Below are 13,613 nucleotides of genomic sequence, written 5' to 3' on the forward strand. Positions count from 1 at the left end.
TAGGTCCTTACCTCGGGGAGAGTGAGTAGCGTAAGCATACGGCGTTATATACGTTTTGCGACAGTTGCCACTCGCAGACTACGGTCGCATCATGCAACCGCTCTTGCCGGCGCATCGTCTTGATGGCGGCGAAGACCCTGGATTGATCACCTCACGGTGGGTCTGGGTGGGCGTAGCACTCGCCATTTTCGGCTTGGCTACACTCGGCGTTTATCTGCGCCCGCAGGGCACCAATGTTGCGGTGTGGTGGCCCGCTGCCGGCTTCTCGGCGGCGTTCGTTCTGGCCAATCCAAAGAGCCGACGGTGGGGCGCGGTTGCGCTCGTATTCGTGTCGACATTGCTGGCCAATATGGTCGGCGGGCGCGACATCGACATCTCTCTCGTCTTCGCCTTCGGCAACGCGATCGAAGCCGGAGTATTCGTCTTTGTGCTCGAATTCGGGCGCCGCCGGTTCGTCTTGCGCACCGTTTCTGACGCCTTCCGCTTCATCGTCGCGGCAATCATCGGCGGATGCACGCTCGGAGTATGCGCCGGGCTCGCGGTGATGACCTTCGACGGCGGATCCTTCTTCACCAGCGGCCTAAACGCAGCAATGTCGCATGCTGCGGCGGTCATGATGATCGCACCGTTTGCTGTGCTACCGCCGCGCACCAGCGATAGAGCCCCGTGGGGCGAAGTGGTGTTGCAGTCGATACTGCTGGTGCTGTCGATCGTGATCGTTTTCGGCGCCGAGAACCAACTGCCCATCGCCTTCGTGCCGTTGGCGTTTTTGGCGTGGGGCGCGTTCCGCTTTCCCGCGGCAATTGCCATCGCCCAGGTTCTGGCGACGTCGATAGCCGTCATTCTGATCAGTGTCGCCGGGTACGGACCCTTCGCCGACGACTCGCTGCATCCTGACGAGCAGGCGGCCGTCATCGTGACGTTCTTGCTCGTGCTTGCCGCGTTCACCCTGCTGTTGACGGGTGGACGCACCGAAGTGATCCTGGCCAGCCGCACTGCTCAAAACGCGTCGCAGTTGCTGTCGTCTGGTTTCGTCGACGCGCAGGTCGCCCTGGTGCTCGTCGAAGTCGTCGAGGGCGAGTGGATAGTGCGCTGGACAAACCGCGCCGCAGAAACGGCGATCGCCAACGAGATCGGCGACGATCGTCGATGGCAAGGAGAGCTGGCCCGACAGGCAAAGTCGGCACTCGACTGTGGTGACGTGGTGTCGTTCCAACGCGTCGACACCCGCGAAACTATCAACGTCGTCGCGAACGCCGTCGAGGGCGATCGCTACCGCGTCGCGGTGCAGATCGTTGACGTCAGCGAAGCGGTGCGAGTCGCCGACGAACAGCTTGCCGCCGAGCGTGACCGAAGCGCGGTGCTGGCGGCCAAGGTCGAACTTGAACGACAGCGCGAAGACTTCGTCGCGACCACCGGCCACGAGCTTCGCACCCCCATCGTGAGCGTTGCGGGCTATACCGAGATGCTGCAAGATTCGACCGAACTGCCCCACACCGAGCGTGAATGGGTCAACATCATCGCTCGCAACGCCGACCGGCTCATCGAGCTGGTCGAGGGGCTGCTCTCGCTCAGTCGAGCAGAAAAGGCTCCCTACGAGACGGGTATCAGCGAACAAGTGCCAGTCGCTGAGGTTGTCGAAGAGGTGGTGCGCATGCAGGCCCCCCTCGCTGCCAAGCGCGGCGTCGTGATTCAGGTCGACGACCTCAACGGAACAGTCATGACTGTTCGCACCGACCTTGTCCGCGCGATCGACAACCTGGTGTCGAACGGGATCAAGTTCACTCCCAGCGGCGGACGGGTCACGATCGAATCTCACACGAACGATGCGGCGACGGTAATCACGGTCGCTGATACCGGTTCGGGGATTCCAGCCGAATCGCTAGCGCACGTGTTTGAACGGTTCTACCGGGCGCCCGATGCCGAGCGCAACAACACTCCCGGCACCGGACTCGGGCTCGCCATCACCTCAGAGCTCGTGCACCGCAACGGCGGAACGGTTTCTCTCGCATCACCCGAGGGCGGCGGAACGATCGCGACCGTACGCTTTCCAACCCGCGCGAACACGACCACGATCGACGTGATTCAGGCCTAGCTCCACCAGCCGAAGATCAGGCTCACCGGTGCGAGCACCGCAATGGCGCCGAGCGCGGTGCCGACAATGGGCAGCGTCTTCGAGACTGCGAGGTGCGCTTTGGCCAGCGCGATGATGCCGAGGATGAGGGCGATGAGTCCAAGCACGGCGACGAACGGCAACACCACGATCATCAGCCACAGCACAACGACCATGCCCGGAATCAGCGAGATCAGCACGAGCACCACGGCGGGCAACAGGGCGACGGCACCGATGATGACGGACGCCAGCCCCAACGCCGAGTGCCGTTTAGGTGTCGGCTGAAGCACCGCGAGCGGTGACTGTGACGGAACGTCTGCGGGTGACTGTGACCCTGTCGGTGTCGGTGACTGCTGGGGCGCGGCGGAGGCTGGAGTACCGGGCTGCGCTGCCGCGGGCTGCGGCTCGGGGGACTCCGGCGCCGCGGGCTGCGGCTCGGCGGAAGGCTCATGCCGCGCCGCCGTCGGCTGCGGCTCCAGGGCTGGCTCGGAGGTGGGCTCGGGGGCTGGCGCATCGGCGCCGTGCGGAGGGGTGGATCCAGGCGCAGAAGTGGTCATGCGGTGATCGTAGCGGAGCGTGCCTTTCGACGGTTGCTACCCCGTATCGAACGCGGCACGTCACCGTGTTGCGGAGCGACGTGCGCAAGAATCTTGCGCCAGTGCGTCGCGATCGCAAGCCCCGCGCCCTCGGCGCGCACGGTGCGAGCGTTCAGCAGTCGGCTGCGATACCAGCGCCCGTCGATGTCGGCGCTCACCTCGGGGTGATCCTCGCCATACACGAGCAGCGTCTCCGCGCGCACACGGTCGAGCCGTTTCAACCAGTCACGGTCAGCGAAGGCGAGCTGATCACCACGAACTCCGGCATCGCCCTGCCGCGCGGCGAGTTTCAGCATCCGCTCGACACGATCGCTCGCCGCAAGCCACCCCGGCTCACGCTCTGAAATTCCCAGCATCGACGGTGTGAACGGAGCATCAGCGGCCACCTCATCAGGAAAATGCTCGGGCGCGGGCGTATCGATCACGACCGCTTGATCGACAAGCTCAGGATGCTGCGCCGCAAGCGCGAGCGCCACCAGACCGCCCGCGCCCCAGCCCACCACTCCGACCGCGCCGTATTCGACGCCCTCGAGCATCATCGCCTGACGCTCAACGCCGCGCAGATAGCTCGCAACATCGTCGGCGTGCCGCCAGAACGAGGCATCAGCGTCGCGACGCCACGGGTCGCTCGCGCCATATCCCGGTCGTTCCGGCGCGATGACGCGCACGCCCCACTGGGTCGTGACGAGTGGGTCGGGGTCGAACTCGCTGGCGCCCGGCGAAGGGTGGCACAGCAGCACCAGCCGTCGAGCAATGGGGTCGCCAAGATCCGACAGCCCCAGCGCGCGACCGTCGCGCAGCGTGATCTGCCGAGCAGTCATCGGTCGCCGATGTGCAGCGCGCCCTTGACCCGCTCTGCTGTCTGTGTGGCGAGAGCTTCGGCCGAGTCGCGGATGACGTCAACCGCCGACGGGTCGCCCTTCAGCAACGCCAGGTCGGTGTTTTTCGCGAACTCCGCCGTGATGTGGGGCGGCAACGGCGGAACGTTCTTGCTGACGTAGGCGTCGATGAGCGTGACGCCGCGGTGCGCGAGGGCCGCTTCGACCGCCGGGGCGGCTTCGTCGTCACTCGTGACGCGAATGCCCTGAAACCCGACGAGCTCCGCCCAGCCGGCATAGTCGACCGACTCGACGTTCTGCGAGCCCTCCCACAGCGGGTTGGCGTCTTCGGTTCGCATCTCCCACGACACCTGAGCCAGGTCGTCGTTGTGCAGCACGACGATGATGAGCTGCGGCGACTGCCACTGCTGCATGTACTTCTTGATGGTGATCAGTTCGTTCATGCCGAGCATCTGAAACGCACCATCGCCGATCGTGCAGACCACGGTGCGGTCAGAGTAGGCGAACTTCGCGGCGAGCGCGTAGGGCATTGCCGCCATCATCGTGGCGAGGCGGCCCGAAAGGTCACCGCGCATGCCGTCGCGCAGTCGAATGTGGTGGCCATACCAATCGGCGGAAGTTCCTGCGTCGGCCGTGACAATGGCGCCGTGCGGCAGGCGCTCATTGAGCTCGTGGAACACGCGCCGCGGATTCACCCCGTCGGAGTAATCGACCATCGCCTGCGCCTGCATCTCGCGCACCCATCCGGCCATTTCTTCAGCGACCTTCTGCTGCCACGACAGGTCGGTCTTCTCGGTGAGCTGGGGGATCACTGCGCGCAGGGTCGAGGCGACGTCACCCCAGAGGTTGAGCTCTGTCGGATACCGGGTTCCCAGATGCTCGGGCCGCAGATCAACCTGCACGGCGCGGGCCTGACCGGTCTCGGGCATGAACTCCCCGTAGGGGTAGTTGGTGCCGAGCATCACGAGGGTGTCGCAACGCTGCATTTGGTGCAGGCTCGGAAGCGAGCCAAGCAGACCGAGTTGCTGAGTGTGATGGGCGACATCAGAGCTGATCACGTCTTTGCCCCGAAGAGCGGTGATGATGCCGGCGCCCGACAGTCGGGCCGCCTCGAGCACCTCTTCGGTAGCGCCCTGCGCACCCGCCCCCACGAAGAACGTCACACGCTCACCCTCGTTGATGAGCTTTGCCATGCGCGCAATGTCGTCTGCGGGTGGCGTGATCTCAATCGACGCGGGCTTCGCGCTCGACCGCGATACCCAGTGCTCGGGTTGCGGAGCCTCGGCGGGCAGAGCCTGCACGTCATGGGGCAGCACAATAACCGTCGGCTGGCGCCGCGCGATAGCGGTGCGAAACGCAGTGTCGACCACCACCTGCGCTTGCTGCGGAGTGGTCACCGTCTGCACGTAGGCGGCAACGTCGGCGAACACCCGCTCGAGGTTGTTCTCTTGCAGAGTGGCGGTGCCCATCGAGGCGAGGCCCTGCTGGCCGACGATGGCCACGACCGGTTGGTTGTCCATCTGCGCGTCGTAGAGCCCATTGATGAGATGGAACGCCCCGGGGCTAGACGTGGCAATGCACACCCCCACCTCTCCGGTGAACTTGGCGTGCGCGGTGGCCATAAGCGAGCAGAGCTCTTCGTGGGTGGGGCGAATGTACTCCAACCCCTCCCCTGCTTTCTCGGCGCGGCCCAGGGCGCCGTCGAACTCTCCGATGCCATCGCCGGGGTAACCGAAGACCCGCGAGACACCCCATTCCTGCACTCGATCGATGATGAAGTCGCTGACTGTAGGCATGCGTCTAGTCAAGGCCGATTTGAGACCGATTCCAAGGCACTTGACACTGCGTTGAGGCGCGCTACCCTCCCCACGGCGCAGGTTCCTGGCGTTGTCCACAGCGAGGTCTTCGATCAGGCCGAGTGTCGTACGTATGTACTAATCTTTTGTTATGTCGATCGATGGTTCGATTCCCTCTCCCGAAGACGCCGAGCGCGCTGCGGATGGAGTCGATGAGGTCGTCGAGTTCGCCCGACAGATCACGCAGATCGCGGCATCTCAGCTCGAAGCACTCGAGAAAATGCACCAGTTTTCATTGGCGGATGCTGCGCGCCACGGCCGCGAACTTACTGACGTCGTCGAGCGAGGCATTCGTCTTGAACTAGCCGCCGCATTGCGGGTCACCGAGACTGCGGCCAGCAATCTGTTGCGGCTCGCCGATGCGGTTGTCGTACGCTATCCGGCGGTGCTCGCCTCGATGCGCGCATCGCGAATGACACAGCAGCACGCCGAGATTCTGGTTGATGCCGTGGACAAAGCGGAACCCGAGTTGCGCGCCGATCTGCTGCCGCGGGCTATCATTCTCGCCGAGGCGGAACCCGTCGGAACGTTTCGCCGCAAGGTACACCGCCTCGTCGAGGTTGCACGGTCGGTGACGTTGCCACAGCGACACGAAGAAGCCCTTGAACAGCGGCGCGCATATGTGACACCCGCCGATGACGGCATGGCGTGGCTGGGCATTCTGGCTCCTGCCGTTGAGATTCACGCGGCATACAACCGTGCGACTGCCATGGCGAAGGCGATGCTCGAGGCAGACCGCGAGCGCGAGTGTCGGGGCGAGCGCGAGAGCGAGAGCGAGAACCGCGGCGAGGGCGAGGGCGAGGGCGAGAGGCGCACCCTCGACCAGTTGCGGTCCGACGTACTGTGCGACCTGCTCATTGACGGCGAGGCCATAGACAGCCCAGCGGTTACGCGGGGCATTCGCGCGAATGTGACGGTGACCGTGCCCGCGCTGGCGTTACTGGTCGACGATGAAGACGCTCGCGCCGCAGCCGAGCTCGCACCCGCCGAAGTCGAGGGCATCGGGCCGATCCCGCTCAATCGGGCGAAGCAGCTGTGTGGTGGAGAGAGTGGGTGGATGCGGGTGCTCACCCACCCAGAGACCGGAATGGTTCTCTCGGTGGGGCGAGATCAATACCGACCTCCAGCCTCGTTGAGACGGTTGGTCAGGTGGCGAGCCGACAGGTGCATGGCGCCGGGATGCGGACTCACCGCCGCCCGATGCGAAATCGACCATACGGTCGCATGGGAAGACGGCGGCGGCACCTCGCTCGACAATCTGAGTCCGATCTGCCGTGGACATCATCGCGTCAAGCATCACGGCGGCTGGACGGTAACCCAGATCGCCGACAGCGGCGGCGCACTGCAATGGACTTCGCCGACCGGGCGGCAATACGACGTCTATCCCGAGCGCCGCGTGGTGGCATTTCGGCCAAGTGATGGCGGCACGGCGCCGTTCTGAGCGTGAAGCAGGCGCACAACAGACACAGCGCGGTGACAGATTCGCGCAGTGGCGCACCCACCTGGGCGTCAACTCACTCCTCGAAATCCTGTGGGACCAGCCCAAACTTTCGAGACGTGTCGGCGTCGCCACGGAAAGCGCATCCCACCCGAAATCTGCCTCGAATTTCTGAGTCGTTGCGAAACGTTTCAAGTTTGTTTCCACTCGCCTTGAGAACCATTTGTCTCGCTAACTTTGACGAGCCAGCGAAGGCTCACCGCCGCTGGCATTGGGCGGACGAGACGCAGGTCAGCATCACCTCCCCCGCCCACCCTCCCTCCCCAGGAGAACTGTGTTTCGCACGCGAATAACCAAAGCGGTACTTGCCGCTGCCGCCTGTACGACCGTTGCATCCATGTTTGTCGCGCTGCCCGCATCCGCGGCAGATGCCGGCGTCGTGGCTGAAGGCGACGACTGGACGATCACCGAAGTCGCGGGTGGCTACGAAGTAGTCAAAACACTCGACGAGCCCCTTGAGATCACGGCAGACGTTCCCACCCTGTGGGCCGATGACCTTGACCTGGGCTTTGCCACCGAGTCGCTCGACGGCATGACGCTGTCGGCGACCACCGCCGACCCTGAGGTCGTCGACACCGACGATGTGCTGCAAGGCTGGGCTGGCCAGGGCAACCCGAGCGAATCGATCGAGGTTGAGGTCGACTCGTTCGCGATGAAGTCGCTGCTGGCTCCGCTTGCCGCTGAGGTACCCGAGTTGACCGCAGACCCCAGCGCGATGGGTGACTACGCCGTAGAGCGTCTCGACTATGACCTGGGCGACGAAGCGATCGAGCTTTCTGGCTTCGACCGTCTGGGTGAAATGCGCGCCGCCGTGTTCATGCCCGAGGGTGCCACTGGTGCGCTGCCCGTGGTTGTTTTCCTCCACGGCCGCCACACTTCGTGCACCAACGGCACGCGCAACCCGCTCGCCTGGCCCTGTGGTGAAGACCAAGACGAGGTTCCCAGCTACCTCGGCTACAACGACGCGGCAGAGATCCTCGCAAGCCAGGGCTACGCGGTTGTCTCCGTTTCGGCCAACGCGGTCAACGCGCTTGACGGTTCGCTCTCTGACGACACCGGCGCGCTTGCACGTGCCCAGCTCGTCATCGACCACCTCGACCTGTTGCGTGACGCAAACGCCGGCACCTACGTCTCACCCGACGACGCCATCGTTCCCGTCTCTGCATCACTCGCCGGTCGTCTCGACCTCGACAACGTGGGCCTCATGGGCCACTCACGCGGTGGCGAAGGAATCATGCGCGCAGCTGTGCTGAACGCTGAGCAAGACGAGCCCTTCGGCATCAACTCCGTGCTGCCGATCGCACCGACCTCATACAGCCGCATCGCGGTTCCCGGAGTCATCACCGCGACTCTTCTCCCCTACTGCGATGGCGACGTCGAAGACCAGATGGGCCAGAAGTACATCAACGACTCGCGTCACTCGTACGACGACGACGTGCTTCGTTCATCAGTACTGATCATGGGCACCAACCACAACTACTTCAACACGATCTGGACCCCGGACCTGTACCCGTACGCGACCAGCGATGACTGGCGCAGCTACGACCGCGAGCAGACTGACGCGACCTGTGGCTCGACCGTCTCAGAAACTCGTTTGGATGCTGCAGAGCAGTACGCAGTGGGCAACGCCTACATGGCTGCGTTCTTCCGCCTCACCCTGGGTGGCGCTGACGAATTCCTGCCGATGTTCGATGGCACCGACGCAAAGCCGGCTGACCTTGACTTCGCTGACATCCGCGTGAGCGCGACCCAGCCAGCATCCACTCGCTTCGACATCGACAACTTCGATGTGCCGGGAACGACCTATGACCTGCGCGGCAGTGGCACCTACGTCACCTGTGAAGGCATCTCGTCAACCCCGGTTCCCGGAGTGCTGCCTTACTGCATCAACGAGCTCGGCTTCGCACAGGCTCCTGACTGGGGCAACGCGGGCAGCGTGTCACGTACGTCGTCTAACCCCAAGACGCCGGGTGTGCCGTCGACCACCGCAATGCATTTCACCTACACCAGCTCGTCGAGCCCGGCAGAGCTCGGTGTGACCGTGCCCGGTGGTTCGGTTGATGCAACCGCATTCGAGAACCTCTCGCTGCGCATCTCACCCGACGAGACTGTCGCTACGAGCACCGAGATCACGATCCAGCTGATCGATGGTTCCGGCGCTACGGCTTCGGTTGTTGCTTCAGAGTACGGCGACGCACTCACGGTGCTTCCGGGCAGCGGCAACCCGCTGCGCAAGGTGCTGCTGCAGCAGATCACGATTCCCGTCGGCGACTTCACCGGCATCGACCTCACCGACGTTCGTCAGGTGCGCTTCATCGCTCCTGACGAAGACGGTGGCGTCATGCTGAGCGACCTGGCTCTGCTTGAGCCCGCGAGCATCGGAACCGCTGAAGTATCGACACGACCGGTCGTCTCAGTCGGCGACGTGATCGTCGATGAGGGCAGCGGCCCGTCAACGCTGCAGGTGCCGATCTACCTGTCGCGCCCCGCAGAAGAGACCTCGACCATGTACTTCAGCGCCGTCAGCTTTGCCTCGGCGAAGATTGCCGGTGTCGTGCAGAAGGTCACCTTCGCTCCGGGCGAGACCTGCACCGCGGTTGAAGTTCCCTACACGGGTGACACCGAAGAGAGCAGCAGCGCGACCACGAACTACACGGCGAACGTGGCAACCACCGCTGGTGGCGTCACAATCGGCGACTCGTTCGCATGGATCACGCTTCGCGAAGATGACGGCGTCACCGACGGCACTCCGGTGCCCGAGGTTGGCGTGCAGGGCGACCCCTGCCTCGAAGCGACCGGTGCACCGGGCACGCTGACCGTCAGCCCCGCTTCGGCAGCTCCCGGCGACACCGTCACGGTGACCGGCAGCGGCTTCCGCACCGGCGAGTCGGTGTCGTTGACGATGTACTCCGACCCGGTTGACCTGGGTTCGGTTGTCTCGAACGACGGCTCGGTGTCATTCACCGCAGTTGTTCCCGCTGACGCCGAACTTGGCGAGCACGAGTTCGTGGCAGCAGGTTACGGCTCAGGCTCTGAATCGACGTCTGCGTTCACCGTGGCAGTCGAAGACACCGTTGACCCCGGCAACGGCGGAACCGATGGCGGCACGGGCACTGACTCAGGAACTGACTCAGGTTCGAGCACCGATTCAGGTTCGACCGACAGCGACACTGACGGCGCGACCGCGTCGGATGGTTCGTCGGTAACTTCGCTCCCCGTAACCGGTCTTGACACCGGCATCGTGATGGGCTGGGCAGCACTTGCCTCGATCCTGATCGCTGTCGGCGTCGGCGCACTGATGATTCGTCGTCAGCGTGCCAGCCACAATGTCGGCTAGCGCACCTCCCCAGAGCTAGCCGCCTCCCCAGAGAACGTCCCGTCCCCGAGCAATCGGGGGCGGGACGTTCGTTTTGCGTCGGCGGCCCCTTCAGACATGACAGGGCAAGCCCGCAACTCTCGAACCATTCTTCTGCGCGCTTGTTCGCAGAATAGTGTTTGTAGAGATCACGCGGAACGCACAGCCGTGCCGACGTGGACCCCACCGGAAGGACCCCATGCGCATCTCTGCTCGAGCTGACTATGCGGTGCGCGCGGCAGTGTTTCTCGCGCGCGCCTCGCTTGACGAGCACGCGTCGGGCGAGCGTATGTCTGGCGAGCGCATCGCGAGCGAGCAGGGCATTCCCGCGAGCTTTCTTGAGGGCATCTTGTCGGCACTGCGCAAAGCGGGCATCGTCGAGAGTCGGCGCGGAGCGGGCGGCGGTTACCGGCTGGCCTCGCCCGCCGACGAGATCTCGGTGGCTGACGTCATTCGCGCCGTCGAGGGCCCTCTGGTTTTCGTGCGCGACGAACGTCCGAGTGAGCTCGAGTATCCCGCCGCCGACAGCGACCTGGTGACGCTGTGGGTAGCGCTGCGCGCGAGCGTGCGCCGCGTGCTCGATGACACCTCGCTCGAGCAACTCGCGACAGGAGAGTTGCCCGCAGAAGTTCGCGCCCTTGCCGACGATCCCTCGTCGTGGATCAGCGGGCGCTGAACACGTGAACGGGGCTACGCGCCCCGACAGCAACAGCGACACATTCCGACACGTTTATTGCGGCATCCCATCGACTCTGATTGATTACCTACCAATCCAGTCGGAATTAGCCGGAATAGGTCGTCATGCACACTCTCGTTCTCCTCGCCCTGGTGGGCCTCGGCGCGCAACTCGTCGACGGAGCACTCGGCATGGCCTACGGCGTCACTTCGACAACGCTGCTTCTGGCAATCGGCGCCAACCCGGCTGCGGCGAGCGCATCGGTGCACCTTGCCGAGATCGGCACCACCCTGGCCTCCGGGGTCTCACACTGGCGCTTCGGCAATGTCGATTGGAAGGTTGTGCTGCGCATCGGCATCCCCGGGGCGGTCGGCGCCTTTGTGGGAGCAACCGTGCTGTCGAACCTGTCGACAGACGCCGCTCGACCGCTCATGAGCCTGATCCTGCTGAGCCTGGGAATCTACATCCTGATCCGGTTCACGTTTCGCTCGCTTCCGCGGGTCGACCGCTCGAAGCCGCTGCGGCTGCGCTTTCTCGCTCCGATTGGCCTGGCCGGTGGGTTTCTCGACGCCACCGGAGGCGGCGGGTGGGGCCCGGTCGGCACCCCGGCACTGCTCGCGAGCGGGCGCATCGAGCCCCGCAAAGTCATCGGCTCGATCGACACGAGCGAGTTTCTCGTCTCGGTTGCCGCGAGCATCGGCTTTTTGCTCGCGCTCGGCACCCAGGGCTTCGACTTCGCCTGGGTCGCTGCTCTGCTGATCGGAGGGGTGATCGCGGCACCGATCGCCGCCTGGCTCGTGCGCAAACTGCCTCCGCGTCTGCTTGGCTCGCTGGTCGGGGGAATCATCATCTTCACGAACGTGCGCACCCTATTGATCGTTCTCGACGCCCCCGGTTTCGTGACGGTGTGGATGCTGAGCCTCATCGCCGTGATCTGGGCTGCCGCCGTCGTCATTTCGTGGCGGGCCTGGCGCCGTGAACAGGCGTGCGTAGCCGCCGACGCCCGATCACTCGAGACGGATGCTGCGCCGATCCGTCAGGCCTGACACGCCGATCTACCACACCTGAAAAAGAGCGCCGACGCATGCCCGCGGGGGTCTAACGTAGCCGCATGGCAACTGCGACTCCCACCACGTCGCTGATGCGCACCTACCGATACCTGCGCATCGGCATCGCGGGCACGATCATCGCTTTGTTCGTCTCGGTGGGCATCTCAGCGACACAGGTCGGCCTGCTGCCGTCGCTCAGCAACTACTACTTCACGCCCGCGCGCGACGCCTTCGTCGGCGCATTGATCGCGGCATCCCTCGCCCTATTCGCCCTCTCGGGGCGCGGTGTTGAACGGGCACTGCTCGACGCCGCCGCGCTGTTCGCGCCGCTGATCGCCTTCATTCCGACCACCCTCGGTCCGGGAAACATTGCGCGAATCGTCGTGCCGTGCCAGTTCCGCTGCTTTCCTCCGGAATATGAAGCCATCGCCGCCGCCGGGGTCATCACCTACCTGGTGATGGGTGTGCTGATTGTGATTCTGGTGCTGATCCTCGCGCGCCGACGGCAAGTGTCGCTGGGGGCTGTGTCGGTCTCGCTGACGTTCGCGATCATCGTGCTCGTGACGCTCGCCGTCGGGTGGATCTTCTTTCGTGACTTCGTGCTCGATCAAGGCCACGCCATTGCGACGGTCGCATTCTTCTCGCTGTTCGCCGCCGTGGCCGTCCGCGGCGCGTTTCCGAGACTCGGTGCGCCGCCGCGGCGCAGGTTCAAAGCCGCGTACATTCTGATCGCATTCACTCTGATTCTTGTTCTCGGCGTGTACGTATACGCCGAGCTGAACGGCTATGTGGAGCGCATCGACTTTCCGGTGGCGCTGATCGCCGAGACCGTCGCCCTCGCGCTGTTCGGCGCGTTCTGGATCGTGCAGTGCGTCGAGCTGTGGGACGAACCTGACCCCGCCGCTTCGCGCGTGCACTCCCAGCCCGAGCCCCAGCCCCAGCATCGCGGCCGGCCCGACGAGGCGTAGCTCAGCTTCGGGCGTCGTTTCTGCGCCGCACCAGCAGCACGATCGCCAGCCCCACGGCTGCCCCGAGGGTGTTCGCGATGATGTCGAGGCCGCTCGGTGTGCGCTGGGCAAGCAGCAGCGCCTGCACCGATTCGATGACAACTGTCACGGCGAGCGCCACAACAACGACCAGCCACGGGCGACGCGTCAACAGCATCGCCCCTAGCGCGCCGAGGGGAACAAACAGAGCGATGTTCGCGGTGAACTCGATCAGGTTGTAGCTCAACCACGGAATCGCGGCGCTGATCGTGCGCAGCAGGCCCGCCGCGTTGCGATCGACGGGCGTCGGCCAAAACGCGATGAGCGCGAGAAGCACCCCGTAGGCGACGAGCCACGCTCGCGGGTCACGGATCACATCGCGGCGCTCGCGAACGAGCGCACGTACGCGAGCAGGAAGGGTTGAACTCTGCGGTGCCCGCGGGCGCCACTCGGGCGCCACGGCGAGAGGCGGGCGCGGGGGAACCAAGATGTAGCCGGGCGGCGGCGGCGGGGGGCCACCAGCCAGGTCAAGTGTTGATTGTGGTGCCGAGTCGACCGCGGGCGCAGCAGTGACGGGTGCCGCAGCATCCATCGCCTGTGCTGCGATCGTGATCGATTGTTCCTGCACCAAAGCCGTCCTTCGCC

10 protein-coding genes are annotated in these 13,613 nt (G+C 64.7%); 6 read left to right on the top strand and 4 right to left on the bottom strand.

The genetic code is table 11. From position 1 onward, the window contains the following. The first annotated feature begins 91 nt into the window (after positions 1-91). Positions 92-2,095: an ATP-binding protein gene (locus AB0O81_RS13175; RefSeq protein WP_363585009.1), complete on the top strand. Its 2,004-nt coding sequence runs from the start codon at positions 92-94 to the stop codon at positions 2,093-2,095. On the opposite strand, the gene AB0O81_RS13180 is transcribed toward AB0O81_RS13175, so the two are convergent. The 3 genes from AB0O81_RS13180 to AB0O81_RS13190 are packed head-to-tail and all read right to left on the bottom strand — an operon-like array spanning position 2,092 to position 5,344. Next, positions 2,092-2,670, bottom strand: coding sequence for a hypothetical protein (locus AB0O81_RS13180; RefSeq protein ID WP_363585011.1), 579 nt, complete (start codon positions 2,668-2,670; stop codon positions 2,092-2,094). The two genes, AB0O81_RS13175 and AB0O81_RS13180, sit on opposite strands and share 4 nt — an antisense overlap. Beyond that, positions 2,667-3,530 (bottom strand): alpha/beta fold hydrolase, encoded by an 864-nt coding sequence (locus tag AB0O81_RS13185; protein ID WP_363585012.1) that lies wholly within the window; start codon positions 3,528-3,530, stop codon positions 2,667-2,669. The genes AB0O81_RS13180 and AB0O81_RS13185 overlap by 4 nt, the downstream gene beginning before the upstream one ends. Continuing rightward, entirely contained in the window at positions 3,527-5,344 is a 1,818-nt protein-coding gene (locus tag AB0O81_RS13190) for a thiamine pyrophosphate-requiring protein (RefSeq protein WP_363585014.1), read from the bottom strand. Before AB0O81_RS13190 ends, AB0O81_RS13185 begins: the two co-directional genes overlap by 4 nt. Positions 5,345-5,495: 151 nt before the next feature. Between AB0O81_RS13190 and AB0O81_RS13195 the strand changes: the two genes are divergently transcribed. The 5 genes from AB0O81_RS13195 to AB0O81_RS13215 all read left to right on the top strand — a co-directional run bounded on the left by AB0O81_RS13195 (position 5,496) and on the right by AB0O81_RS13215 (position 12,950). Beyond that, positions 5,496-6,845, top strand: coding sequence for a DUF222 domain-containing protein (locus tag AB0O81_RS13195; protein ID WP_363585016.1), 1,350 nt, complete (start codon positions 5,496-5,498; stop codon positions 6,843-6,845). A gap of 331 nt (positions 6,846-7,176) precedes the next feature. After that, positions 7,177-10,239, top strand: coding sequence for a hypothetical protein (locus tag AB0O81_RS13200; RefSeq protein WP_363585018.1), 3,063 nt, complete (start codon positions 7,177-7,179; stop codon positions 10,237-10,239). A gap of 217 nt (positions 10,240-10,456) precedes the next feature. Further along, positions 10,457-10,933: an Rrf2 family transcriptional regulator gene (locus AB0O81_RS13205; RefSeq protein ID WP_363585020.1), complete on the top strand. Its 477-nt coding sequence runs from the start codon at positions 10,457-10,459 to the stop codon at positions 10,931-10,933. Positions 10,934-11,058: 125 nt separating this feature from the next. Continuing rightward, entirely contained in the window at positions 11,059-11,979 is a 921-nt protein-coding gene (locus AB0O81_RS13210; RefSeq protein WP_363585022.1) for a sulfite exporter TauE/SafE family protein, read from the top strand. A gap of 65 nt (positions 11,980-12,044) precedes the next feature. Beyond that, positions 12,045-12,950: a hypothetical protein gene (locus AB0O81_RS13215; RefSeq protein ID WP_363585024.1), complete on the top strand. Its 906-nt coding sequence runs from the start codon at positions 12,045-12,047 to the stop codon at positions 12,948-12,950. Position 12,951: 1 nt separating this feature from the next. Here the strand turns inward: AB0O81_RS13215 and AB0O81_RS13220 are convergent, their stop codons facing one another. After that, a complete protein-coding gene (locus AB0O81_RS13220) occupies positions 12,952-13,596 on the bottom strand; it encodes a VanZ family protein (protein WP_363585026.1) in 645 nt (214 codons plus the stop codon). Between the last annotated feature and the right edge of the window lie 17 nt (positions 13,597-13,613).

Origin of the sequence: Microbacterium sp. NPDC076911, from assembly GCF_040687125.1 — a bacterium.
Lineage (GTDB): Bacteria > Actinomycetota > Actinomycetes > Actinomycetales > Microbacteriaceae > Microbacterium.